The sequence below is a fragment of the Mucilaginibacter corticis genome (assembly GCF_007558865.1).
Taxonomy (GTDB): domain Bacteria; phylum Bacteroidota; class Bacteroidia; order Sphingobacteriales; family Sphingobacteriaceae; genus Mucilaginibacter; species Mucilaginibacter corticis.
In genome coordinates, this window is the sequence record NZ_VLPK01000001.1 from 1,297,457 (window position 1) to 1,320,824 (window position 23,368).

Here is a 23,368-nt window from a genome sequence, read left to right on the forward strand (position 1 = left end):
CATTTTGATGGTATTTTTGGCAATTTATGCCTTTAAATTGTTTACATTAAGGTAATAATGGCCGTTTTGTGGAAAAAATCGCACGAAAGGGCATTTTCTGTCGATATTATGGCTGTTTTGTGGTTTTTTATCTTGTTTTCAACAAATCGGCCCAAAAACGAAAATATGGACAAATTATTATCTGTTTCTTGACAGGCGTATTTTGTATCTTGTCCACACCTGTCAGATCTATATGAAATTTACTATCCTGCAAATAGGTTTTATAACCGCGGCGCTGCCTTTAGCATTGTTTTTTCAGGCGCCTAAACCGGCGCCTGTAACCGCAATAAGCACTAATGATTTTTTAAACAGCATCGGCGTTAACTCGGCCATTTCAAGCCGGGGCGAATCGCTCGATAAAACTATTGCCGCCATAAAATATACGGGCATAAGATGGATCAGGTCGGGCTATGAGGGTAATGCTACCGACCAGGATTATCAAACCCTGCACCGCGAAACGGGCATTAAATTCAGCTACGGTTTAATGAGCGGCGGAACAGATCTGAAACGTTTACTGGCCGGTGGCCGGATGCTGGCCAGGGCCGGAGCTTTGCTGGCTTTTGAAGGGGTTAACGAACCCAATAACTGGCCCATTGATTACAAAGGCGAAAAAGGCGGCAAGGACCTAAGCTGGCAGGCTGTAGCCAAACTGCAAAGTGATCTATATAAATCCGTGAAAGCAGACGCGGTGTTAAACAAATACCCTGTGTGGAGTATCAGCGAAGGCGGGGCGCAAAAAGACAATGTGGGCCTGCAATACCTGCAGATCCCGGCAGGCGCCGGCCTGACAATGCCTGACGATACCCGCTGTGCAGATTATGCTACCTGCCATAATTATTTCCTGCACCCCTCGCACCCCGGGTTATATGATAACCAAACCTGGAACGCTGCCGACCCGGGTCTGCTTTGTAAGGTGGATGGCTTATATGGCAATTATGGTAAAACCTGGCGGTCGAAATTTAAAGGCTATACAGAGGATCAGCTAAAAGATCTGCCCAAAGTAACCACCGAAACCGGTGCCACGCTTGATGGCGCGTTGACCGAAGAAAAACAAGCCCGCCTGTATCTGAACCTTTACCTTGCGCAATTTAAACTTAAGTGGAGCTATACATCCATTTACTTGTTAAGGGATCGCTCGGACGAGGACGGGAACCAAACCTTTGGTTTTTACCAAAAGGATTACACCCCGCGAAAAGCTGCCGTTTACCTGCATAACTTCACCACTATCTTGGCTGATAAAGGCGCAGCCAAAAAAACGGGAATTTTGGCTTACACCATACCCAACTGCCCCGAAACCGTGCATGACCTGCTGCTGCAAAACAGCAACGGCAAATTTCAGTTGGTGATATGGGACGAGAAAGCCAATGGCAGCGATGAAGTGAAAGTAACCTTAGGCAAAAAGGCCGTGAATGTAAAAGTTTATGATCCTATTATAGGTGTAGATCCTGTTAATACGTATAAAAATAGTAACGAGGTAACATTAACTCTAAATGATCATCCTGTAGTTATTGAATTATAGGCGGAAAACAACAAGCATTCAGGGAAGCTGCATGGAAAAATATTAATAAGGGTAAAGTCTTATTAAACCAATCACTATATTCGTTACCTGCCTAATACCTTGTTATGATGAAAAAAATATTAGTTTTCGTTTGTATGCTCTTGTCGATTTATAGGACATCCGCTCAATCTCAAAATACCACTTATTCAGGTACAATAAAAGGCTACTCGGCCAGCATTGGTTTTAAAAATGCACAATTACTTGTAGATAACGTGGTAACCGGTTTGCATGATATGTATTTGATCGATATTAAGCCGGACGGAACGTTTTATGCAAATTTCCCCTTAGTACATAAACAGGGTTGTTGGATAACCTTCCCTTTTTTTAATAGCGTGGTATATTTTGAACCCGGCAAAAAACTGGTTCAGGATTTTGATGTTACAGATGTCCGGAAAGTATCTTCGGTATTTAAGGGTGATGCTAAAATGGCATTGATTAATAATGATATCAATAAGGTTAGGCCAATTTTAATGGATTACAACTGGAACGCCATATACTCAGACATATATCAGCTAACGCCTGAGCAATTCAAAGCTTATTTCTTAAAGATCAGAAATCATAAGTTAGCCTTAATTGATAGTGTTGCAAAAGCTTCAAATATTAACATTCATACTTATGAATTAGCCAGGCGAAGCGTACAATACAATATTGCCGCCGTACTTATACAATATAACAGCTTGCGGGAAAATGCTTATCGTATAAGAAATAAGCTGCCGTTTGATAGCAAGAAGCCTGTATTAAGCCCCGTAAAACTTAATACCGCCTATTACTATTTTTTGAAAGAAATAAAATATAATGATGTTGCAGCGATGGAAGTGTACGATTATTATCAATTTATGAACTGGTTAATGTTCATAGAACCAATTTATGACAAAGCAGGGCGGATAGATTATACCAATGAGATCAATTTGCTTAAAACTAAAGACACCTCTAACAAAGATGTTAAAGCTACCATAGCATATTATGAAAACATGGCCTGGCGTAACCCAACTGCCCCGGGAGCATTAGAAAAAGCAAGGCCGGCTGTGTTGAAAAGCCTTTTAAATACAAATATTTCGCTTGAGTTTGAGCTGATGGATCTCCAGGTAGTATCGCAGCGCATGGATGATGAAAAAGATACTTTATCAGATGCGGAGTTTGCCCGTGTAAAGGCGAGAATTAAAAATAAATTTCTTTTGGCTGATGTGGCAGCGCTAAACAATAAGATCAAACAAAATATCCGCGATAGTAAAACTTCAAAAGGTTATACCTATAATCAAATTCAAGCAAACGCCCCGGCCGATAGCTTTTTTGTAAAGATGATGGATAAGTATAAGGGCAAGGCAGTTTTTATTGATTTTTGGGCCACATGGTGTGCGCCTTGTATGATAAGCCTTAAAGAAATTGCCCCGTTGAAAGAAGATCTGGCACAAAACAAAGACATTGTATTTTTGTACATCACCAATACTTCTTCGCCCGAAAAAAGCTACAAAACCGTAATGCCGGGCATTAAAGGCGAGCATTACCGTGTAACCCAAGATCAATATAATTTACTGGCTAAGCAGTTTCAGGTAACCGGCATACCCCATTATGCGCTGGTTAATAAGCGCGGCAACATAGTTGACAGGGATTTTAAATGGAACCAGACCGATCAAATCAAAAAGCAATTATTGGCTTTGGCTAATGAGTGATTGTAAGGACGAACTACTCGATTACTACATTTTTGTCCTCTCAGTCTCTCGGAGATTTTATGGGTTAATCTTAAACTCGATAGAGGATCCTGCGAAGACTTAAAATTAAAGCTGTTGTGCCAGCCCTACAAGCAAACCCTCGGTTCCGCGGATATAGCAGAGCCGGTACGAATTTTCATACTGTACTATTTCGCCAACCAACTGCGCGCCCTGCTTAATAAGCCGGCTTACCAGTTCGTCAATGTCTGTTACAGCAAACATGGCGCGCAAATAACCAAGCGAATTTACCGGGGCTGTGCGGTGGTCAGAAACCGTAGGCGGATCAATAAACCGTGAAAGCTCCAGCCTGCTATGCCCGTCGGGCGTAACCATCATTGCTATCTCTACACGCTGATTTTCCAATCCGGTAACGCGGCCTGCCCATTCGCCTTCAATAACCATCCGCCCTTCCAGCTTCAGGCCTATCTCTGTAAAAAAGGCTACAGCATTATCGAGCGATTTCACCACAATGCCTACATTATCCATCCTGAGTAACTTACTTTCTGCCATGGTAGTTTTAGTTCATAACCTATAATACCGTCAAAGGTTTTATGAAAATAAACCTGAAGAAATATTGGCTGTTTTCTATCCCCACAGGGACTCCCGATAGAAAGGCCTTGCGGAAACGGAAAGGTGCTTTTATATATCTGCCATAATTTATTCGCTTTTCAAACTTCTCACGGGATTAATCAAGGCTGCGCGGACGGTTTGTGCTGCTGAAGTTAAAAGGCCAACCAGTAGCATGCCCACACCGCTTAATACAAATATCCACCAGCTTACCGTTGTGCGGTCTGCAAAATTCTGGATCCATTTATTCATGGCTAACCAGGCCAGCGGGGTTGCAATTACGAACGAGATCAAGATCAATGATACAAGTTCTGTTGACAATAAACGTACTACCTGGGTAACCGAAGCGCCCAGTACTTTGCGTACACCAATCTCTTTTTTTCGCTGGTTAGTAGTATACACGGTTAAACCCAACAAGCCAAGGCAACTAATCAATACCGAAAGAGCAGTTGCCCAGCTAAGCAGTTTGGATGTATTTTGTTCGCTGGTGTAAATTTTGGCAATGCTTTCATCAAAAAACCTGTAATCAAAGTCGTCATCAGGGTATATCTGTTTCCATGCATCCTGCATTGCTGCGATGGCCGATTTCCAGTTTTCGCCGTCTCCGGTCCGCGGTTTCAAAGCAATATGGAAAGTGCCATTAAAATACGGGTTAGTGCTGGTGAAAAGAACCAGTGGCATAATTGGAGCATGAATGGATTCCTGTTGAAAGTCTGCCATTACACCGATGATCTGCGTTTGCGGCTGACCATTAAAGCCGGACAGCGATTTGCCTACTGCTTGTTTAGGGTTTTTAAATCCTAATAAGGTGGCAAGTTTTTGATTGATCAATACGGTATTAACCGTGTCACGGGCTTCAAGGTTTCGGCCCGCCAGTAATTGAATATGGTAAACGTTTATATAATTTTCGTCGCCAAACTTTTCTGCGATCTTATCTACCTTGATCTCTTTTTTATCATCTCGATAGATGGCCGAGGCTGTGTGCGGATCATTTGACAAAGGAGCATCGCGGCCTGCGCTCACCTGTACCACCTGCGGCATAGTACGAAGTTTGTTCATAAAGATATGGTTCAGTCCGGGCTGGCGATTTTTCCAGGGCGAGTTAATGATCAGTACTGCTTCTTTACGGAAGCCCAGGTCTTTATTTAGGGCATAATATATTTGCTTGCTCACCAGTACCGTTGCCATAATGAAAAACTGGGCTATCACAAATTGGGTAACACTTAAGGTTTTGCGCAAACGGGTATTGCGGGTGTTGCTGCTATCGCTTTGCGACTGTCCTTTCAGAACTGAAACCGGGTCGAAGGATGACAAAATCATAGCCGGATAAAAACCTGCTGCTAAGGCAACAGCTATCGCTAAAAGCAGTAAAAATGCTAATATAGCAGGTTGCCAGATCATGTTGGCTGTAATGCCTGCAGGAATAAAGGCTGCAAATTCATGCAATAATAAAGGAGCTGTCACAAAAGCAATCACCAGGGCTGCAAATGTGGTCAGCAATGTTTCTGTCATGAACTGCGCCATCAACTGCCCACGGCTGCTGCCCATGGTTTTTCGAATACCGATCTCTTTTGCATGCCTGACCGATTGTGCTGTTGTTAGATTAATAAAATTGATACAGCCAAGTGTTAGCAAAAAAAGTGCGATGGCCAGCAACTCATAAAGTGTAGTTTTATCGGCTGTCCGACCATTTCCAAAGGTGCCGTAATTAGCATTAAAATGCATATCGGCCAATGGCTGAAAATAAAAGGACGGCGCGTCATTTTTAGATGCACTTGTTGCGGGCAACGTCTTTTTAAAAGCGGTATTTAATTGTTTGGTTAACCGGGTGACAACTGTTGGCATGGCCAGTTTGATAAATAGTTGCTGTTCGGGGCTTGTACCATTCCAGTTGTTAACCACAACCCGGGCTTTCAGTGCCGGCGTAGTTTCAACAGTTGAAAAAGAGATGAAATCATGAAAAGTCAGGTCTGTATTTTCTTTGATATCCGCCACAATACCGGATACTGTGGTAATGAGGGTATCATACAATACTTTACGCCCGATCATTTGATCATAAGTTAACGACGGGAAATATTTTTTGGCTTGACTTGCCATTAAAACTACCTGGTTAGGCCGCGATAGCGCACCGGCGGACGAGCCTGCAAGCCAGTGATAAGAAAACAGGCGAAAATAGCTGTCATCAGCCAGGATAACATTATCCTGAGCTTTGAACACCGCCTGATTTGCATTTGTTGTTTGCGTAGATACGTTTGGCTGGTAGAGGGTGAAAATTTGTGCAGCTGTTTCAACACCGGTTAATTGGCGCTTCACCACGTCTATAGCAGCGCCGCAAATACCGGCATTACAAGTTTGCGAACCAGGGGTCGTAAAGTTGGTAACAACACGGTAGATCCTGTTTTCGTCACGGTGGAAACGGTCAAAACTAAAATCAAAATGTACGATCAGGTAAATAACAAGCGAGGCAGCTATCCCGACGGACAAACCGATCACATTGATCAGCGTAAACATTTTGTTTTTCCAAAAACCACGGAGAGTTGTCTTTAAATAATTTTTGATCATGACGTTCAACTTAAAACTTAATAATATCTCCCGATAATTTTCATGCCATGATGCAACTAATTGATTTATTGACTTTTATATCAAAAATCAATTCAGAATTGTATCAAAAGCGAACAAGAGGAGTCCGCTTTTAGACCATCGCCGCGTTGGGGTGACTGAATTATCAATTCCGTGACACCACAGAATTAAAGGGCTGGATGCCTGGCCGGTAAGCGCATAAAAAAGGTGCAGAACAAAAATTCTGCACCGTATTATTATCAGTTATTTAGCCGATTTTGAACCCAAATTTCACTTACTTATAAGTTGGCTCACTTGGCTCATGTAGCTCACACTCGCGTGAGACAAACGCTATTTATTGTAACCCCAGGCAAGCGGTACATCGCCTGCTTTGGTGCCCCAGCTTTTGTTAGGTTTTGCACCCATCACAAAGTCAAGCGTACCGCCGTTCATAATATCCTGTTGCGTTATGTATGCTTTGTTGTAAGCAACGCCGTTAAGTTTTACTGATTGGATATAGCAATTGGCCGGCGAAGCGTTCTTTACGCTCACACTAAAGGTTTTGCCATTGCTTAGCTGCATAGCCGCGCTCTTCAATATCGGCGAGCCGATAGCGTAAACGCCATTAGCCGGGTTTACCGGGTAAAAGCCCATAGAGCTAAAGGTATACCATGACGACATTTGCCCGCAATCTTCATTACCCTGGTAGCCTGATGACGAGTTGTTGTATAACTCGTTTAGCACCTTTGCTACATAAAATTGGGTTTTCCATGGCTGTCCTGCATAATCATACAGGTAAGCAATATGGTGACTTGGCTCATTACCATGCGCGTACTGACCTATAAAGCCCGAGGCATTTCCGTTAACGTCGCCCGGCTTGTTAGCCAAAGTGAAGAAGGTATCCAGCTTGGCAGTGAATTTCTGATTGCCACCCATCAAATTAACCAGGTCGGGTACGTTCTGTGGTACATACCATGAGTATTGCCAGGCGTTAGCTTCGGTATAAGGGCTGCCTCCATTGCCGCCATAATCAAGCGGGTTAAATGGCGTTACCCATTTGCCATCTTTGTTACGGGCCTGGAAGAAACCGGTTTTAGGATTGTACAGGTTCTTGTAAAAGGCCGACCGTTTCATAAAATGCTCATAATCGTCTGTCTTGCCCAGCTTTTTAGCCAACTGCGCCACGCACCAATCGTCATAAGCTTGCTCGACAGTTATAGATACCGATTGCGATTCAACATCCTCAGGGATATAGCCATATTTCTCCCATGCCGTAAACGGCGAGCCGGGGTGATCTGTTGTTGAAGAACCTTTTACTGCCTGGTAGGCTTTCTCCGCGTCAATACCTGGGATGCCTTTCAATATGGCATCCGTAATAACCGGGATAGCGTGATTACCTATCATACAGTAATTTTCATCGCCCCATAGTTGCCATATGGGCAGGTAACCATAGGTATCATACTGCCTGATCATGCTGTTGATAAAAGCAGCAGTTTTTTCAGGCTGAATAAAGGTGTATAACGGGTGGGCGGCCCTGTAAGTATCCCACAAAGAAAAAGTAGAATAATGTGCTTTATCAGGCGCGTTACCAACGGTAAGGTCTGATGCCTGGTAGTCGCCGTTTACGTCGGCTACGTTATTGGGCTGGGTAAAGGCGTGGTATAAACCAGTATAAAAGATTTGCTTTTGTTGCAGCGTGCCGTCAATTTTGATCTTTTCCAACTCGGTTTCCCATTGGGCCGCACTTTGCTGACTTACCTTGTCAAAGTTCCAGTCGCTTAGCTCTGCCTGCATATTTTTGCGGGCATTCTCAACACTTACCGGCGACAGGGCCACTTTTACCAATACCTGCTCATTAGCAGTGGTATTAAAGTTTAGCGCCGCCCTTATCGATGTGCCGTTAATTACTGGCATGTTTTCAATGCGCCTGCCGCCATTAGCCAATACGGTACTGGTAAACGGTTTTGAAAACTCGGCATGGAAATAAACCTTACGCAGTTTTGCCCAGCCTGTCAATATCCGGTAACCCTCGATGGTGGTATTGTTTACCACTCTGATCTCGGCGCCTATTATACGGCATTCCCAATAGTTTCTTTTCTTATCCAACGAGTGGTTCAGATCAATGATGATATGCGCGCTATCGCTCTTAGGGAAAGTATAGCGGTGCACACCCACGTGCGATGTTGAGGTCAACTCGGCGTTGATGCCGTAATCCTGCAGCATAACCTGGTAATATCCCGGCTTGGCTGATTCCTGCTTATGTGAGAAAGCTGAGCGGTAACCGCTGCCTTTAACGCTATCCTTACCCGGATCTAATTTTATTTTACCTGTAGTTGGCATCAACAAAACATCAAACAGATCTGCCACGCCGGTACCGCTTAAGTGTGTATGGCTAAAGCCGACGATGGTCTTATCGTTATAGTCATAGCCTGATGCCGGATCGTCCGGTGCATCGCGCGTATCCGGGCTTAATTGTACAAACGCGAACGGGGTAGTCGGTCCCGGGAAATTACTGCCCGAAAGGCTGTTCTTATCTACCGCGCCCGTACCTATGAACGGGTTTACATATTGAATTAAATTAGCCGGTTTGTTAGTCTGTGCGAAGAGGGATTGCGCCGATAGTACTAAGGCCGCAAGGAGAGCTTTTTTCATGATACAATATTACTTAATTATTTCAAATCGGCTTACTTAGCGGGTGCGCTTTGTACATTGAAATCATTAAATGCCGCTATAATTGCGGTGGCTTCCTCCTCTTTAAATGTGGCCTTTTTTGCCATGGCGATCATCTTTGCTGCAAGCCCCTTATGTGCTACCACCGGTTGGTTCCCGTAACCCCCGGATTGGAATTTTTCTTGCACCGATGGTACGTCTTCCAAAAGTTTAAGCAGATCTATATCAAACGCGTTTTGCTGCTTGCCCTCGCCATCTTTCACACAAAGAATTTTATAGCCCTTTAACAGATCATTTTTGCGTTGAGCTTCGTCACGTTCAATTTTTTCTTCGGTACCCGAATCACCATAAGTATCCGGCGGATAATCATAAAAACGATGTGAGGTTATACGCCCGATCGTCAGCCTTTCCATCATATGATCGTTACTGCCAAGACTTTTCAATTGTAAATTTTCGGTATTAACATAGTGCACTTTATCAAAAATGACATTGCCTATTTGATAGGTCTGCATGTCGTCTGCCCTATATTTTTTACCTTTTACATTGGGATTGGCGGCGTATGAGGCCGAATCAATAAACCAAATATAGCGTTGGTTGTACCATGGCATAGTATCAAACGTGCGTATCAGCCCGTTAACCCTGGTGCCATCTGCAAATGTAACTGTACCGGGGCGATAGGAACGTGTTTCCTGTTGTGCATTACAAATTGACACACCGGAAATAATAAACAAGACAAATAAAATACAAAATTTCTTCATTGCGATAAGGTTAAAAGCTCAAAGATACTTAAACGCCCGGCTTGCCAATATTATATTTGTGTTATATATCATGATATTTATAGACTAATTAATGAATACAAAGACGCCTCAAACTTTTAGGTTCGAGGCGTCTTTGTATTCAAGCAATAAAAGTTTATAGTTTAAACCGCAGGTGTCGAAACAGTACTCAACGATTGCAGCAGCGCTATTAATTCGGGCTGCGGATGGCAATCCTGTTTATCACTGGCTATGCGGTAAGAAGTATGCGTCCAGATGCCCGGCACGCCCCCAATAGCATCTTTGCTAATATCCCACATGCCCGGATGGTAGGTTGTTGGTATCTTATATTTATTGCAGAGGTATAATATTAATTCTTTTACAGCAGTTAATTGCTCAGCAGAATATTTCTCAAACCCTGCAAATCCCCTAAAAGGGGGCGAATAGGTTTGTACATTGGCATCAGGTATGGCCTGGCTCAGGTAATTTAGCCATTTGCCATTTTTTTGTGTTAGGCCGCCCCAGCAGGTAAGCTCAATACCTATGCTTTGTTTGTGCAGGGTATCGCAACGGGTGCTATAATCATTAAAACCAAGCCCATGAATAAATGCAGCAGGGATGCCTAAATGTGCGGCATAATATTTTGAGGCGAAAGCCTGCTGGATAATACCGTCTTTACCAATAACAAAAGCGGTTGCCACCGCTACCGGGTCGGTTTTCCAATAGTCGATATTGCCTTTTGCTGATGGGCCGCTGGCAGTATGATGAATAACGATCTGTGTTTTGGGAAACTCCTGCGCATGGTACTGGTTTTCAGGCAGGGGATATTGCTGTATGTTCATGATATGATTGGTTTGTATAAAAGTAATATTTTTTATACATCAATGCATAAAAAAATAACCTGCTAATTATTGAAAATAAGCAGATTAAGACCTTGTATTATATTAAATATTATTGTGTGCTCAATTTATATTATTTAAAAAAATCAGGATAATATTTAGCGATCAATTGCTTTTCATCATTCTTTAATTCGGATGGCAAAATCGGAGCATCTTGCAGGCGTAAGCCTTTTTGATTAATGCGGTTCATTAAGCTCCAGTCTTTCACGGGCTTTTCAGGCGATGGGTCAGCAGGCTCTTTGGCCGGGAGATCATAGCGGGTAAAATCGACTATCCTTGCGGGCGTGTTTTTATGCCAGTTTCGCAATGTCGCCAGGCGAAACTCTTTATTCATATACCATTTGATCTCTTCGTCACCCCACGAGTTACCAATGCCCAGTCCTTTTTCTTCAAACCTGTAATTCCATTTTTCATTGTCAGGGAAATGGCTGCGCCATAATTCGCCGTATTCGCCAAAGGTTACAAATTTCACGTCGGGCCATTTTTGTACGGTAGCGCCTACCCATTTCTCAAGCGCTCTTAATGCAAAGGTTTCGTCCCAATTGTTACGTTCAGGGATCTTTACCAATGCTGCCTCCCATATATTGGGGATCCAGCCAAATCCATTTAGTTCAAATCCCCTGTCAAAATGGATTGATTGCGTGTGCATTACCGATTGGTGGCCGATATCCAGCCCCCAGTCGCCATAGCTTTCAATAGGGCCTACGCCACGGCGGCTTGCCGCGCCATTAAAGGGGGTGGTTCCATAAATATTACCGCTTTGTAACGCACAAAGAAAATCAACACTCCAGCCGTCCAGGTTCACGCAGTCAATAAAATCGCTTTTGCCCTGTGCGGGTTTGCAAAAATGTTCTTTAGACGGATAAAAAGGATATGATGGCGACCCATCAGCTCCGCCGCCATCCGTTTCATGCTGACTCCAGATCACAGCATGTGCAACATGGATCTTTTCTTTTTCGGCAAGATAGGCCAGGTTATCTGCTGATAAAAATCCGCCCATAATTGCTTTAGGGCGATAGCCGCCGCCAACCATATCGGTTATGCGCTGGATAGCCTCTGTCATTTCCACATTTATGCGGTGGCGCGACAGGTACATCGCCGGGAAATACCCGGGGAAGTAAGATACCTCGTCGCCATATTTATGCTGGCATTCGGCCACATATTTCCTGATATCTACGTAATTGGAACGTTTATCTTCTAAAGCGTTCAATGTAAAACCCCAGGTTAAGCGGCCGTTGGGATTATTTTTTGCAAAAGTTTCACGCATATCCTGCACCACCTTCAACGTGTGCGCGTACCCCTCATCCCGTTTGATCAGTTTAACATCCCGTGACACCTCCCACGGCGAAGTGCGGATCATGATACAAAAGGTGACAAACCTATTGCCCATTAGTGTAGTTGGTGCGTTTGCCGCAGGCATATCAAAAGGACTAATTTTTTTAATTAAAGGATTGGCCATAATAGCGGCGCCTCCCACTAAAGAGTTTTTACAAAATATTCTTCTTTCCATCCGGTTATAATTTAGGATGCATAAAGCTATAATTTATCGTGAATTGTTGCTATTTAAAATTAAGATGTGAAATGGGTTGATAGGATTGTAAAGCAATAAAAAAACCAGCTACGGTTCGAGCAGCTGGCTTAAAAATCAAACTGATCAAAATGCTTATTTCAAATACTCATTAAAAAAGTCAATGGTGCGTTTCCAGGCAAGTTCTGCCGCGGCTTTGTCGTAACGCGGAGTGGTATCGTTGTGAAAACCGTGGTTTGCATTTTCATAGATATAGGCCTGGTATTTTTTGCCATTGGCTTTTAATGCTGCCTCATACGCCGGCCAGCCGCCGGTAATACGGGTATCTAACGATGCGTAATGCAGCAATAAAGGCGCTTTAATTTTAGGTACATCTGCCGCGTCGGGCTGGCTGCCGTAAAATGGAACGGCCGCTGCCAGGTCAGGCAGGCGCACCGCCATCATGTTGGCAATACCACCACCGTAACAAAAACCAACAACACCTACTTTGCCGTTGCAGTCTTTGTTGTTTTTTAAATAATTGAACGCGTCTATAAAATCCTGTTCCATCTCACCTTTATCGCGTTTGGCCTGCATTTCACGGCCCGCGTCGTCATTGCCCGGGTAACCACCCAGCGGGGTCAGCGCGTCGGGCGCAAGGGTAATAAACCCTGCCAGTGCGGCGCGTCTGGCTACGTCTTCAATATACGGGTTTAAACCGCGGTTTTCGTGCACCACTATTATGCCGCCCAGTTTACCTTTGGCATCTTTTGGCTTTGATAGCAGGGCTTTAATGCTACCGCCACCTTTGGGCGAATCGTATTTGATATATTCTGATACCAGGCGCGGGTCGTCAGGCTTTACCTGGATGGCTTTATAATCAGGCATCAGGAAACTCATCAGCGCTGGCACGGTTAAACTGCCTACCGCGTAGATCGATAGTTTTTCCATAAACCCGCGGCGATCTAAGCGATTGTGCGCGTAGTCGTCGTAAAGATCAAATACTTCCTGTTTAATGTCTTCTTTGTTGATCTGGCTCATAATATAAAAAGGCTTATTCAAATTTAATTATTCCCGTTCATGCCGCTTTACCAAAGATGTAACAGTGTGGTTACCTGAAAGTTTTCTTGCGATAAACACGAAAGCCCCAAATTCAAGATTTGAGGCTTCCGCATTTTCTATCTTTAATACAAGCTTTACTTAAACGAGATCAAAGTCTCCGGCAAGGCTTCTACCTTTTCGCAGCAAAGCTGTTCCATGGCTTGTTTAAACTGTGTTTTAAGCACCGCGATGGTATGGTCGCCGCCTTTTTTTCCTAATGCAGATACCCCGTACATAAACGGACGGCCCATAAATGTAAATTTGGCACCGCAAGCCATTGCACGTGCAATGTCCGGTCCGGAACGTACGCCGCCATCCATCATAATGGTTAGTTTGTCGCTGTATTTGGCGGCAAGGGTATGCAATGAGCGCACAGACGATTCGCCTGCGTCGATCTGCCTGCCGCCGTGGTTTGATACAATGATACCATCCGCGCCAAGCGCTAAAGTTTTTTCCATATCCTGCTCGCTTACCACGCCTTTTAGCACCAGTTTACCTTTCCATTGATCGCGGATGGCGGCGATCTTGTCCACATCCACACGCTTATCAAACGACGCGTTCATGAACTGGCCCAGTTGGCCCATGTTAAGGCTTTTGTCCATGTACTTTTTTAACGTGGCAAATTCAGGGATGCCATGTTGTAGAGTAGACAAAGACCAGGCCGGCCTGATACATGACTGGAATATGTTGTTGATATTCATTTTTGGCGGCATAGATAAACCTGCCTTGATCTCGCGGTACCTGATGCCGAACGAAGGGACATCCACCAATACTACCAGCACCTTGCAATCAACGTCTCTCAACCTTTGTAAGATATCGTCGCGCATGGTGGTTTTAGCGGGGTGATACAACTGGTACCAGAATTTACCTTCAGATACTTCGGCAATGCGCTCTATGCTGCTGGTTGATACCGTGCTCAATATGTAAGGTATGTTATGCTTTAAAGCAGCTTTAGCCAGTATTTCTGGCGAGTTTGGCCACATCAGTCCCTGCAAGCCGATAGGCGCAATACCAAACGGCGCGTCATAACGGTGGCCAAATAATTCGGCACTGGTATCAACACCTTCATATTTTTTTAAATATTGCGGCATCAGGGTGATGTCATTAAAATCGGTTTCGTTCTTTAAAAGGTTCACCTCTTCGTTGCATCCGCCCTCCAAATAATCAAACGCGAATTTTGGGATCCGTTTTTTAGCTTTTTTCTTCAGATCGCCTATAGATGGATATCTTGGGTCGTAACTTAATAGATCAGACATATTATTATCCTTATTGAGTAATTATATTTAACAATTGGTTTACACGAAGGTAGGCGTACATTAATTATTTGGTTAGTATAAAACTTACCTTAATTGGTACTTTCCGTACATTCGCTTAAAAGAATAGATAAACCTACTATAAATTGATCATTAATATTAAGATTTTTTAGCAGGCAAACACAGCATTAAGTCGAAAAACATAATAAATATAGTTCATGATACCTATTTATGATATTAAAGATTTTTCGCCCTACTATGCTAAAGAACAGCAGTTTGTAATTGTTCCGTTTGAAAACCTGAACCGACCCGCGCCGTTTGTATGGCCACATAAACATAGCTTTTACGAGATACTGTGGATTCGTAAAGGTATTGCCAAACACTTTGTAGACAACCAGGAGCTCGACTTGTCAACTGATACCATTTATTTCATGTCGCCGGGGCAGGCGCATCATTTTGAAAAGTATGAAGCGGTAAAGGGTGACAGCATTATGTTTACCGAAGAGTTTTTTATCCTGAATTTTACCAATAAAGAAGCGCTACAACAGCTTTCGTTTTTAAACGATAGCTACCGCAGCCCCAATATAAAACTGGACAGCCCGACAAAAGATGTTTTGGAGCCACTGCTAAAATTGTTGTATGCAGAATTTAACCGGACCGATTATTCAAAGCTGGCCATCAGCTCTATGTTGTACGTATTTTTAAATTGCCTGCAAAGGGTTTATTTAACGCAGGATAATAACAGTCATTTACCGTCAAACCATACCGCCATTTTCAATAATTTTAAGCGGATACTGGAGCAACATTACAAAGCGCAAAAGAAACTGTCATTCTACGCGGACGAGCTTTTTATAACACCGCATTATTTAAATGAAGTTGTAAAAAACGTAGCCGGTAAAACGGCGAGCGAGTTTGTGCAGGACCGTTTACTGCTTGAAGCCAAACGAATGCTGGTGCAAAGCCACCACCAGATAGGACAAATAGCCGACGAGTTGGGATTTAAAGATTTCTCTTATTTTTCTCGCCACTTTAAAAAGCATAACAAACTAAGCCCCGAGCAATACCGGAATAAAATGCATGAGAAGCATGGATTAGGTTAGGCGATTTGTATATTTATACAACCATTGTAAGCCTATTCCAGTACTATGAAACCTATTCTTTTAGTAGTCGCAGCGTTTGCATTTTTGTCGGTTAGCGTATTTGCACAGCAGTATGACGGCATAAAATTAAGCACAGATAAACCCGAAGCAGGCCAAAAGATCAGTTTTGTATATACCGGTATTTTCGCAAAGAAAATATATCCTCAAATAACTTTATATTATGAGTGTAAGGGAGGCATCAATGGGGGCTGGAAGTGCCTTGACATAAAACATAACGGCGCACAAATTGAAGGATCATTTACTCTTCCTGACTCTACACTGGCGTTTAGTTTAAAACCTGACAATAATCTCGCGTCTAAGGAAATTTTTATTTTCAATGTTTTTAAAAATGGTAAAGAAGCAAAGGGCGCTTTAATTGCTTCAGCAATGCTCTATACCTGCGGTATATATGATAACAGAAAATTATAAAAAGGCCTATGACCTTTATAACCAGGATTTTTTAAACTACCCTGATCTTAAGCCTAAAAACCTGCTTAGTTACTATCAATCTGTTTATAGCCCTTTTCTAAATCCAATCCCGGCAATTAGTGATGAATTTGAAAAAACCTGGACAGACTCATTGGCTAATGGAAAAAGCGAACTGTTTCTCAACCACCTGGCACTGCTTAAAATGCGGCCGGGTAATTCTTCAGATCCTGAACTGATAAAAAAGGAGATAATAGCAAAATATCCTAATGGCGACTTTGCTTATAATGATGATGTTAAAGATCTATCAGCTAAAATTAAAAGCGGAGATTTTGCTACCAGGCTTACTGCTATTGAGATAAAATATGGATCGCTGGTTAAAAAAGGATCATTAGATCCTGTTTATTCCGAGCTTGGGAAAAAGCAGTTTGTGGCAAACAATATAGATGGTGCGGAGGAATATCTGTTAAAGATCCGATCTAAACAAACACAAAAACAGTTATATCTATTCGCGGCCAATCTTTATCTAAATAATAACCGGGATTTACAAAAAGCTGAAGAATTTATACAGCAAGCCATTGCATTGGTAAAATTTGATAAGCAGCCTTATTACGTTTTCGATAACAAAAGTTGGCAAAAATCAATTGGTGGTTTTCGCGGCGATTACCTGGATATTTCCGCGCAGATCCAATATCGCTTAGGGAATAAGGAGGAAGCTATTATTCGACTTAAAGAAGCGCTGCAGATCAATGATTATAACGAAAAGATCAAAGAGCATTACATTCAATATTTATCAGAAGCCGGTATGACGAAAGAGGCACTTGCAACTGCGTCAGATTATATAATTAACGAAAAAGAAACCGAGGCAATACATAGACAAACATTGCAGGAAGCATTTGTAAAAGACAAAGGAAGCTTGGCAGGTTACGATGTATATTATAATGACTTACTAAAAGAGGCTGAAAAACAATATACTATACCCGAATACAGTAAACTTAATGCACCTGCCGTTGATTTTACCTTAAAAGCACTTGATGGCAATATGGTTTCCTTGTCGTCTTTTAAAGGCAAAACTGTCGTGCTTTATTTTTTCTCTTCAGATTTTGTCGATAGCCTATTAAGTGCTTCAATTGTTGGTTTTAACCAATTTGTAAAAGCAAATAAGGATGAGAACACTGTTTTTTTGGCAATAAATGAAACTGCTGTTTCAGACGCTGACGAGGCAAACGGCAAGCCTTTACGCATACAAAAGCTTAATGAATATATGGCGGCAAATAAATTTAGTTTTAAAGTTTTGCTGGACGATTTTAAACCAAATCCAATACCTAACAGGGGCAATTATTATGTTGTGGCAGATGACTACAGCGCTAACGGCGGTGGTCAGCTTTATGTGATCGATAAAAATGGGGTGGTAAAATATAAATCATTTGTGTATCCGTCACTAACAAGGGCGTTAGCCGCCTCATCAAAATTGGTAAAGTAAATATAACCCAGCATACTTTTGTCCATGTACTGACGCCCTTTGTCCATGTTTTTACGCCGGGCTGCGATGCAATTTTGTGTTGTCAATGTCGACAAAATAAAATCATACAAAAATGCAACGCTTAATCGCACTCGATCCGGAAACAACCACCGGAAAATCTAAAGAACTTTTTAACGCTATCCAAAGCAAATTAGGGATGGTACCAAATATGATGCGCACGATGGGCAATTCGCAGGCTGTATTAAATGGTTACCTGTCATTAAATGCTGCCCTGTCTGAAAGCAGACTTGGCGCAAAGTTGGGCGAATTGATAGCGCTTACAGTTGCCAATGCAAACAGCTGCGACTACTGTAATGCTGCACACAGTTTTATAGGCGAGAAACTGGTACATATTGACGCCGAGGCTATAAATGATGCAAGATCAGGAAAATCAAATAACCCTAAAATTCAGGCAGCACTTGATTTTTCAAGGATTCTTATTGATAAAAAAGGTGAGGTTAGCCAAGCGGATATAGACGCCGTAAAAGACGCCGGTTATGATGATGGCGCAATTGCAGAGATCATTGCTCATGTAAGTCTAAATATTTTTACCAATTACTTTAACAAGGCAGCTAAGGTTTTGGTAGATTTTCCGCAAGTTGAGCTGGTTGAAGCCGCCGTTATTTGACATTATAATTAAATGATAACAGGGTGGATGAGGTATCTTTATCCATCCTTTAAATTTAAACCTATGGAACAGAAACCACCATTCCCGCCCTTTAATTTTGACACAGCCACGCAAAAAGTACAGATGGCCGAAGACGCATGGAACACACGCGACCCTGAAAAGGTGTGCCTTGCATACACAATTGATACCGAGTGGTGCAACCGTACAGAATTTATTAATGGCCGCGAAGAAGTTAAAGCTTTCCTGACCAGGAAATGGGAAAAGGAGCTTGATTACAAACTGAAAAAAGAACTCTGGGGCTTTCGTGAAAACCGTATGGCAGTTCGTTTTGAATACGAGTGGCATGATCATAACGGGCAATGGTATTGCAGCTACGGTAATGAACTTTGGGAGTTTGATGAAAATGGCCTGATGCGTAAACGCTACGCCAGTATCAACGACCTGGAGATATCTGAATCACAAAGAAAACTTTTATAATACTACTGTATTGACGGCGCAAACGGAATTTACGCTTACAAACCCGCAAACTAAAGACCTTGCCTTTAAAGTATTTGAGTTTGATGATGAAAAATACTTTAACAGACAACGGGTTTATAATTATTACTCTATACTATTGGTAACAGAAGGTAAGGGCAAATTAGAGGCCGACTTTTCTGAATATCAGTTTTTGGAAAATGCTTTAATGTGCTTTTCGGTTTACCAGCCTTTCGTAATACACCCTGAAGATGTATTTAAAGGCGTATTGATCAATTTCCATCCTGACTTTTTCTGTATCCATAAGCACCAGCAAGAAGTAGCTTGTAATGGCGTGCTTTTTAACAATATTTATGAGCCCCCGCTAATACAATTAGGCAGTCTTGAGATGGATGAACTTTTATCGGTTGTGGCGAAACTAAAAATTGAAATGCAAAACCCCGTGCTGGCGCAGTATGAATTAATGGTGGCATATTTAAAGATATTTCTCATCAATGCATCGAGATTAAAAATACAGCGACAGCCGGTTAATGAACAAAAATATGAACAGGATGAGCCGTTTATTTTAAAAACGCTCAAAGACGCTATTGAAGAGCATTATCGTACCAAACATAGTGCCGGCTATTATGCGCAGTTGTTGAATATCACTACCAAGGCCTTAAACAGGTTAAGCAAAACACACTTTAAGCGTACCCTGACGGCGCTTATTGCCGAGCGACTCATCATTGAAGCTAAAAGAGAGTTATACTTAACTTCAAAACCTGTAAAAAGAATAGCGTACGAATTAGGCTTTGAGGATGAGTTTTATTTCAGCCGCTTTTTTAAAAATAACGCAGAGGTTTCGCCTCAATTATACCGGACAACCGTTGGGTTTGCAAAAGGAGAATTGTAGGATTGCACTGCCTTGATTGAACGTAAGCAAAAGTGTTTATTTTACCAAAACGTCAAACTGGTAACACCAGTTATTTAGCGGATACACTTTTTTAAGTATGGTCACTTTTAGCGTATCGCCCTGCGAGTCGCGAAGATTACCTCTCGGGCCATGTTTGTAACCGCTTTTGTTAATCATACCATTTACAGCGTATCTTACCTTACATCCGTGCGGTGATTTTTTGCACACCAATTTAACCTCGTCATTTTTCAGGATCACTTTTTGCAGGATGTTGGTGTTTGAGGAGTCGATAACGCTAAACCCGTAATTGCCCGGATTTACCACAGCTACAGTATCAAACACCAGCGGTGGGCTGGGTACGTTGAGTTTAACAATTGCGGTATCGCCGGCTACGCTAAATTTAGTGGGAGTTACGCCATTGCTGGTTTTTGATTCAAACAACCTTACAACCGACAAACCGGCCAGGTAACCTAACCTTTTTTGGGAGATACCGTCAATATGCACCCGCTCACGGGCAAAAGAATAAGGATATGTAGGCCCACTTGCCATAAACAACGAGTCGTTTTCAATCAGTTCCAACTGTGCTTCAGGCACCTGTGTATCTTTGCTGTCAAAGCTGTTTGCGTTAAATCCTTTGGCAAGTGTTAAACAGTTGGTTTGGTAGCAAATACAAACAACGTCATGTTTTTGCCCGGTAATGGCCTTTATATCTTTGTCAATATCTGTTTGAAAAGTCTTCAGATCCTTTTTGTAGTTGGTTGATTTTTTCCAGGTGATATCGTCTTCGCCCTGCATCCAGCAAATGGCGGGTACCACAAAATCCCAGCCATTGCTTTTTGCTTTGTCATAAGCGCCTTTCAGTTCATCTAAAAACTTTTTGTAGGCAGGGTCACCCTTGTCCATGTCAACAATACTGGTAGAGCCACGGCCCCCCGGAAAAGTACAAAGTATTACGCTATCACCATATCCCTTCTTTTGGAAATAGTCAGTCACCACTTCAGCCATCCCGTAAATTGACAGTTCAAAAGCCCTGTGCCTGTCGTGTGTGACTTTCTTTAGCCATTGTTTAAACGGCGTGTCTGATAAATATCCAAACTCTTCATCAAGATTTTGAGTTACAACAAGGTGGTGTGTTTTTTTAGTTAATGAATCAAAATCTGTTATCCTGATTGCCTCTTCGCCTAAAGCCAGGCTTTGGCCGTAAACGGGTATGGCAATAACTGTTTTTTTCTTGCCTGAAGATGTACAGCCAACAAAGGCAAATACAATTAACAGAAGAATAAACCAGTTACTATTTTTCATCAGTTCTTGATATATTTTTTCAATTCGGATGCAACTATGGCTGAGTACTTTTTGGCCCCGGTTTCGTTAAGGTGGCCAAAATCATAATAGACCTCCGGATGCCCGGTAAATCCTGCCAAATTATAATGATTTATAAAAGGTATGTTATTCTTTTTTGCCATGCTATCAGGAATATCCACCATATGGTTTTTTTCGACCGCGTAGAAAGGCGAAAACAGGAAGATCAACTGGATGTGCTTCTCTTTACATTTATCAATAAATGCCTGTAGGTAGTGTACTTTTGCGGTATCAATGCCAAACGGAAATCTCTCCGGCGTGGTCTTAAAGGTGGTGTCTAATTTGCCGTATAAAGGCTTAAAACCTTTGTCAGAAGCAAGTGAACGCGTGCTTACATTACCGGCAACAATGTTGGCAAATTGGCTGTTGTAACGATATAGCTCAGAAAGCTCACTTTTATAATATAAGCCTGCCACTTTTAACATATCGTCACAACCCGGGCTTACGTTAATGTAAGGTGTAAGGCTACCCACTGTAGCTGTCTGCGAGAAAGGTGTTGCCAGGTAATCTATGGGGTGTACTTCCAGGCAAATGGTTTTGGGCGTATATCTTGCCAGGATATTGCATAAAAACCCGTATTGAAAATAAATGTTGTGCATACCCCATAACCCGGCATTGTATACGCCGGTTTTTAAAGTATCCTCAATTACAGATGGTACATAGTGATGGTGACATCTCGAACTTCCCATAAAAATCACGGGATCATTCATTTTGTAGGTTACCGTATTCAGTTTATATTCGTCTGTAGTGGTAGTGGTTTTGAAAAATATTTTTACAACAACAGAAAAGGCGCGGTCGGCAACCAGCGTTATAATTAGTATGATAAGAACTCTTGTTAAAAACTTTTTCATCCCGGTTAAAATTTAAAATAGATGAACTGATTTCCGTCAAGTACGCCGAAAAATAGAACTAATACAATATACCCGGCTACTGTTAACTCAAAACGGTAACGGTTGATGATACCTTTAGAAAACAGATGTTTGTCAGACTTGTATTCATCCCAAAAGTCTTTATAAAACATAATTACCATACAAAGCAATCCGTTGATCAAAGTCTTGTAATCAACAAATAAAGGCCCCCACTCTGTAGCTATTTTTTTCATTACCATTATGGCATCGGCAAGGGTTGCTGATCTGAACAGGATCAATCCAAATGAAACCAACAGGAAGGTCCAGATCATTTTTAAAACAACATTAAATGGCGGTAAGCCACTCTTGGTTTTTTTCACTTTGTTCTTCTTGAAGAACGCGCCCGATAACATCAGCGGAACGTATAACAAACCATGGTACAAGCCAAACAGCGCGAAGGTCCATGCCGCGCCATGCCACATACCTATTAATATAAAGGTGATGATGATAGCGAATATGGAACCCCATTTTTCCATGTTCCTGAAACTAACGTTCAGGGGCATAAACACATAATCTGTTAACCAGCCGGTAAGCGATATATGCCATTTACGCCAATACTCGGCAATGTTTTGCGAGAAGAACGGACGTTTAAAGTTCTCGGTGATCTTGATGCCCAACAGGTAACCAACACCTATGGCCATTTCAGAATATCCTGCAAAATCAGCATACATCTGGATGGGGTAAAGCAATGTTGCAAAGCCCAGCGAAACACCGTTGTGGTGTATAGCATTGCCAAACACGGCATCACCATAAATTGATAATCTGTCGGCAACGCACATCTTCATGAACATGCCCCAGAAGATCCGTTTTAAACCAATTGATGCCAGCTCATAATCTAACGTACGGCCTTTTGATAATTGGGCCAGGAACGGTTTCGGACGGTCAATAGGACCGGAAAGTATGGTTGGGAAGAATGCGATGTAAGTGGCAAAGTCTACAAAGCTGCGGCAAGGTTCCATGTTTTCACGATGTACCTCAATAACATAACTTATCAGCTTAAAGGTAAAGAAACTGATACCTATCGGCATCAAAATACTAAACAGCGTCCAATGGGTTTGCAGCCCTATCGCGTTAAAAAAATCGCTGAATGATTGGATGAAAAAGTTAAGATACTTAAAATACAAAAGCAGGCCTAAGCCAAGCACTACGCCTAAAGTAGTAAACAGCGAAGATCTTTTTTTATTACTCTCTGCATTGTTGCCTATGGCTATGCCTAAACCATAAAAAACAACCGTGGCTGTAAGCAGCAACGGTATCATTTTCCACTCGGCAAAACCGTAAAAGAAATAGCTGGCTAAAAGCAGCCAAACGTTTTGGGCTTTGGCTTTGCCGTTTAAAAGGAAATAGTATACTACAAAAACTACTAAGAAGAATATTAAAAAATTGATAGAATTTACAACCAT

At 42.2% G+C, this 23,368-nt stretch carries 19 protein-coding genes; 8 read left to right on the top strand and 11 right to left on the bottom strand.

Annotated elements, in window-relative coordinates:
- Positions 1-232: 232 nt before the first annotated feature.
- Both FO440_RS05610 and FO440_RS05615 read left to right on the top strand, forming a co-directional pair.
- Positions 233-1,558 (top strand): glycosyl hydrolase, encoded by a 1,326-nt coding sequence (locus FO440_RS05610; RefSeq protein ID WP_144247230.1) that lies wholly within the window; start codon positions 233-235, stop codon positions 1,556-1,558.
- A 104-nt stretch (positions 1,559-1,662) separates the two neighbouring features.
- Positions 1,663-3,267 (top strand): TlpA family protein disulfide reductase, encoded by a 1,605-nt coding sequence (locus FO440_RS05615; RefSeq protein WP_144247231.1) that lies wholly within the window; start codon positions 1,663-1,665, stop codon positions 3,265-3,267.
- A 105-nt stretch (positions 3,268-3,372) separates the two neighbouring features.
- Here FO440_RS05615 and FO440_RS05620 read toward each other — a convergent pair whose 3' ends face one another.
- The 8 genes from FO440_RS05620 to FO440_RS05655 form a co-directional block, all read right to left on the bottom strand.
- Positions 3,373-3,816, bottom strand: a complete 444-nt coding sequence (locus FO440_RS05620; protein ID WP_144247232.1) for a VOC family protein — start codon at positions 3,814-3,816, stop codon at positions 3,373-3,375.
- Positions 3,817-3,963: 147 nt separating this feature from the next.
- Positions 3,964-6,435, bottom strand: coding sequence for an FtsX-like permease family protein (locus FO440_RS05625; RefSeq protein ID WP_144247233.1), 2,472 nt, complete (start codon positions 6,433-6,435; stop codon positions 3,964-3,966).
- A gap of 348 nt (positions 6,436-6,783) precedes the next feature.
- Positions 6,784-9,084, bottom strand: coding sequence for a GH92 family glycosyl hydrolase (locus tag FO440_RS05630; protein WP_144247234.1), 2,301 nt, complete (start codon positions 9,082-9,084; stop codon positions 6,784-6,786).
- A 32-nt stretch (positions 9,085-9,116) separates the two neighbouring features.
- A complete protein-coding gene (locus FO440_RS05635; protein WP_144247235.1) occupies positions 9,117-9,860 on the bottom strand; it encodes a hypothetical protein in 744 nt (247 codons plus the stop codon).
- A 161-nt stretch (positions 9,861-10,021) separates the two neighbouring features.
- Positions 10,022-10,699 carry a peptidoglycan recognition protein family protein gene (locus FO440_RS05640; RefSeq protein WP_144247236.1) on the bottom strand — a complete coding sequence of 226 codons (678 nt, stop codon included), beginning with the start codon at positions 10,697-10,699 and terminating at the stop codon, positions 10,022-10,024.
- 130 nt (positions 10,700-10,829) lie between these two features.
- Positions 10,830-12,266, bottom strand: coding sequence for a DUF3863 domain-containing protein (locus FO440_RS05645; protein ID WP_144247237.1), 1,437 nt, complete (start codon positions 12,264-12,266; stop codon positions 10,830-10,832).
- Positions 12,267-12,419: 153 nt separating this feature from the next.
- Complete coding sequence (locus FO440_RS05650) at positions 12,420-13,304, bottom strand: dienelactone hydrolase family protein (RefSeq protein ID WP_144247238.1); 885 nt, start codon at positions 13,302-13,304, stop codon at positions 12,420-12,422.
- A gap of 155 nt (positions 13,305-13,459) precedes the next feature.
- Complete coding sequence (locus tag FO440_RS05655; protein WP_144247239.1) at positions 13,460-14,620, bottom strand: alpha-hydroxy acid oxidase; 1,161 nt, start codon at positions 14,618-14,620, stop codon at positions 13,460-13,462.
- Positions 14,621-14,835: 215 nt separating this feature from the next.
- On the opposite strand from FO440_RS05655, the gene FO440_RS05660 reads away from it, so the two are divergent.
- The 6 genes from FO440_RS05660 to FO440_RS05685 all read left to right on the top strand — a co-directional run bounded on the left by FO440_RS05660 (position 14,836) and on the right by FO440_RS05685 (position 19,698).
- A complete protein-coding gene (locus tag FO440_RS05660) occupies positions 14,836-15,717 on the top strand; it encodes a helix-turn-helix transcriptional regulator (RefSeq protein ID WP_144247240.1) in 882 nt (293 codons plus the stop codon).
- Between the two features lie 45 nt (positions 15,718-15,762).
- A complete protein-coding gene (locus tag FO440_RS05665; protein WP_144247241.1) occupies positions 15,763-16,185 on the top strand; it encodes a hypothetical protein in 423 nt (140 codons plus the stop codon).
- Positions 16,166-17,665 (top strand): redoxin domain-containing protein, encoded by a 1,500-nt coding sequence (locus FO440_RS05670; RefSeq protein ID WP_144247242.1) that lies wholly within the window; start codon positions 16,166-16,168, stop codon positions 17,663-17,665. Before FO440_RS05665 ends, FO440_RS05670 begins: the two co-directional genes overlap by 20 nt.
- 112 nt (positions 17,666-17,777) lie before the next feature.
- The gene (locus FO440_RS05675) at positions 17,778-18,332 is read left to right on the top strand and encodes a carboxymuconolactone decarboxylase family protein (RefSeq protein WP_144247243.1); all 555 of its coding nucleotides are present in this window, start codon (positions 17,778-17,780) and stop codon (positions 18,330-18,332) included.
- 63 nt (positions 18,333-18,395) lie between these two features.
- Positions 18,396-18,809 (top strand): nuclear transport factor 2 family protein, encoded by a 414-nt coding sequence (locus tag FO440_RS05680; protein ID WP_144247244.1) that lies wholly within the window; start codon positions 18,396-18,398, stop codon positions 18,807-18,809.
- A 10-nt stretch (positions 18,810-18,819) separates the two neighbouring features.
- Entirely contained in the window at positions 18,820-19,698 is an 879-nt protein-coding gene (locus FO440_RS05685; protein WP_144247245.1) for a helix-turn-helix domain-containing protein, read from the top strand.
- Between the two features lie 36 nt (positions 19,699-19,734).
- Here FO440_RS05685 and FO440_RS05690 read toward each other — a convergent pair whose 3' ends face one another.
- The 3 genes from FO440_RS05690 to FO440_RS05700 are packed head-to-tail and all read right to left on the bottom strand — an operon-like array spanning position 19,735 to position 23,368.
- Complete coding sequence (locus FO440_RS05690) at positions 19,735-21,000, bottom strand: sialate O-acetylesterase (protein ID WP_144247246.1); 1,266 nt, start codon at positions 20,998-21,000, stop codon at positions 19,735-19,737.
- Complete coding sequence (locus FO440_RS05695; protein WP_144247247.1) at positions 21,000-21,908, bottom strand: hypothetical protein; 909 nt, start codon at positions 21,906-21,908, stop codon at positions 21,000-21,002. The genes FO440_RS05690 and FO440_RS05695 overlap by 1 nt, the downstream gene beginning before the upstream one ends.
- Positions 21,909-21,913: 5 nt before the next feature.
- The gene (locus tag FO440_RS05700) at positions 21,914-23,368 is read right to left on the bottom strand and encodes an MBOAT family O-acyltransferase (RefSeq protein ID WP_144247248.1); all 1,455 of its coding nucleotides are present in this window, start codon (positions 23,366-23,368) and stop codon (positions 21,914-21,916) included.

Excerpts from the sequence above, each read along its gene's own strand:
- FO440_RS05610 (WP_144247230.1), top strand. The coding sequence starts at position 233 with ATGAAATTTACTATCCTGCAAATAGGTTTTATAACCGCGGCGCTGCCT.
- FO440_RS05615 (WP_144247231.1), top strand. The coding sequence starts at position 1,663 with ATGATGAAAAAAATATTAGTTTTCGTTTGTATGCTCTTGTCGATTTAT.
- FO440_RS05620 (WP_144247232.1), bottom strand. The coding sequence starts at position 3,816 with ATGGCAGAAAGTAAGTTACTCAGGATGGATAATGTAGGCATTGTGGTG.
- FO440_RS05625 (WP_144247233.1), bottom strand. The coding sequence starts at position 6,435 with ATGATCAAAAATTATTTAAAGACAACTCTCCGTGGTTTTTGGAAAAAC.
- FO440_RS05630 (WP_144247234.1), bottom strand. The coding sequence starts at position 9,084 with ATGAAAAAAGCTCTCCTTGCGGCCTTAGTACTATCGGCGCAATCCCTC.
- FO440_RS05635 (WP_144247235.1), bottom strand. The coding sequence starts at position 9,860 with ATGAAGAAATTTTGTATTTTATTTGTCTTGTTTATTATTTCCGGTGTG.
- FO440_RS05640 (WP_144247236.1), bottom strand. The coding sequence starts at position 10,699 with ATGAACATACAGCAATATCCCCTGCCTGAAAACCAGTACCATGCGCAG.
- FO440_RS05645 (WP_144247237.1), bottom strand. The coding sequence starts at position 12,266 with ATGGAAAGAAGAATATTTTGTAAAAACTCTTTAGTGGGAGGCGCCGCT.
- FO440_RS05650 (WP_144247238.1), bottom strand. The coding sequence starts at position 13,304 with ATGAGCCAGATCAACAAAGAAGACATTAAACAGGAAGTATTTGATCTT.
- FO440_RS05655 (WP_144247239.1), bottom strand. The coding sequence starts at position 14,620 with ATGTCTGATCTATTAAGTTACGACCCAAGATATCCATCTATAGGCGAT.
- FO440_RS05660 (WP_144247240.1), top strand. The coding sequence starts at position 14,836 with ATGATACCTATTTATGATATTAAAGATTTTTCGCCCTACTATGCTAAA.
- FO440_RS05665 (WP_144247241.1), top strand. The coding sequence starts at position 15,763 with ATGAAACCTATTCTTTTAGTAGTCGCAGCGTTTGCATTTTTGTCGGTT.
- FO440_RS05670 (WP_144247242.1), top strand. The coding sequence starts at position 16,166 with ATGATAACAGAAAATTATAAAAAGGCCTATGACCTTTATAACCAGGAT.
- FO440_RS05675 (WP_144247243.1), top strand. The coding sequence starts at position 17,778 with ATGCAACGCTTAATCGCACTCGATCCGGAAACAACCACCGGAAAATCT.
- FO440_RS05680 (WP_144247244.1), top strand. The coding sequence starts at position 18,396 with ATGGAACAGAAACCACCATTCCCGCCCTTTAATTTTGACACAGCCACG.
- FO440_RS05690 (WP_144247246.1), bottom strand. The coding sequence starts at position 21,000 with ATGAAAAATAGTAACTGGTTTATTCTTCTGTTAATTGTATTTGCCTTT.
- FO440_RS05695 (WP_144247247.1), bottom strand. The coding sequence starts at position 21,908 with ATGAAAAAGTTTTTAACAAGAGTTCTTATCATACTAATTATAACGCTG.
- FO440_RS05700 (WP_144247248.1), bottom strand. The coding sequence starts at position 23,368 with ATGGTTGTAAATTCTATCAATTTTTTAATATTCTTCTTAGTAGTTTTT.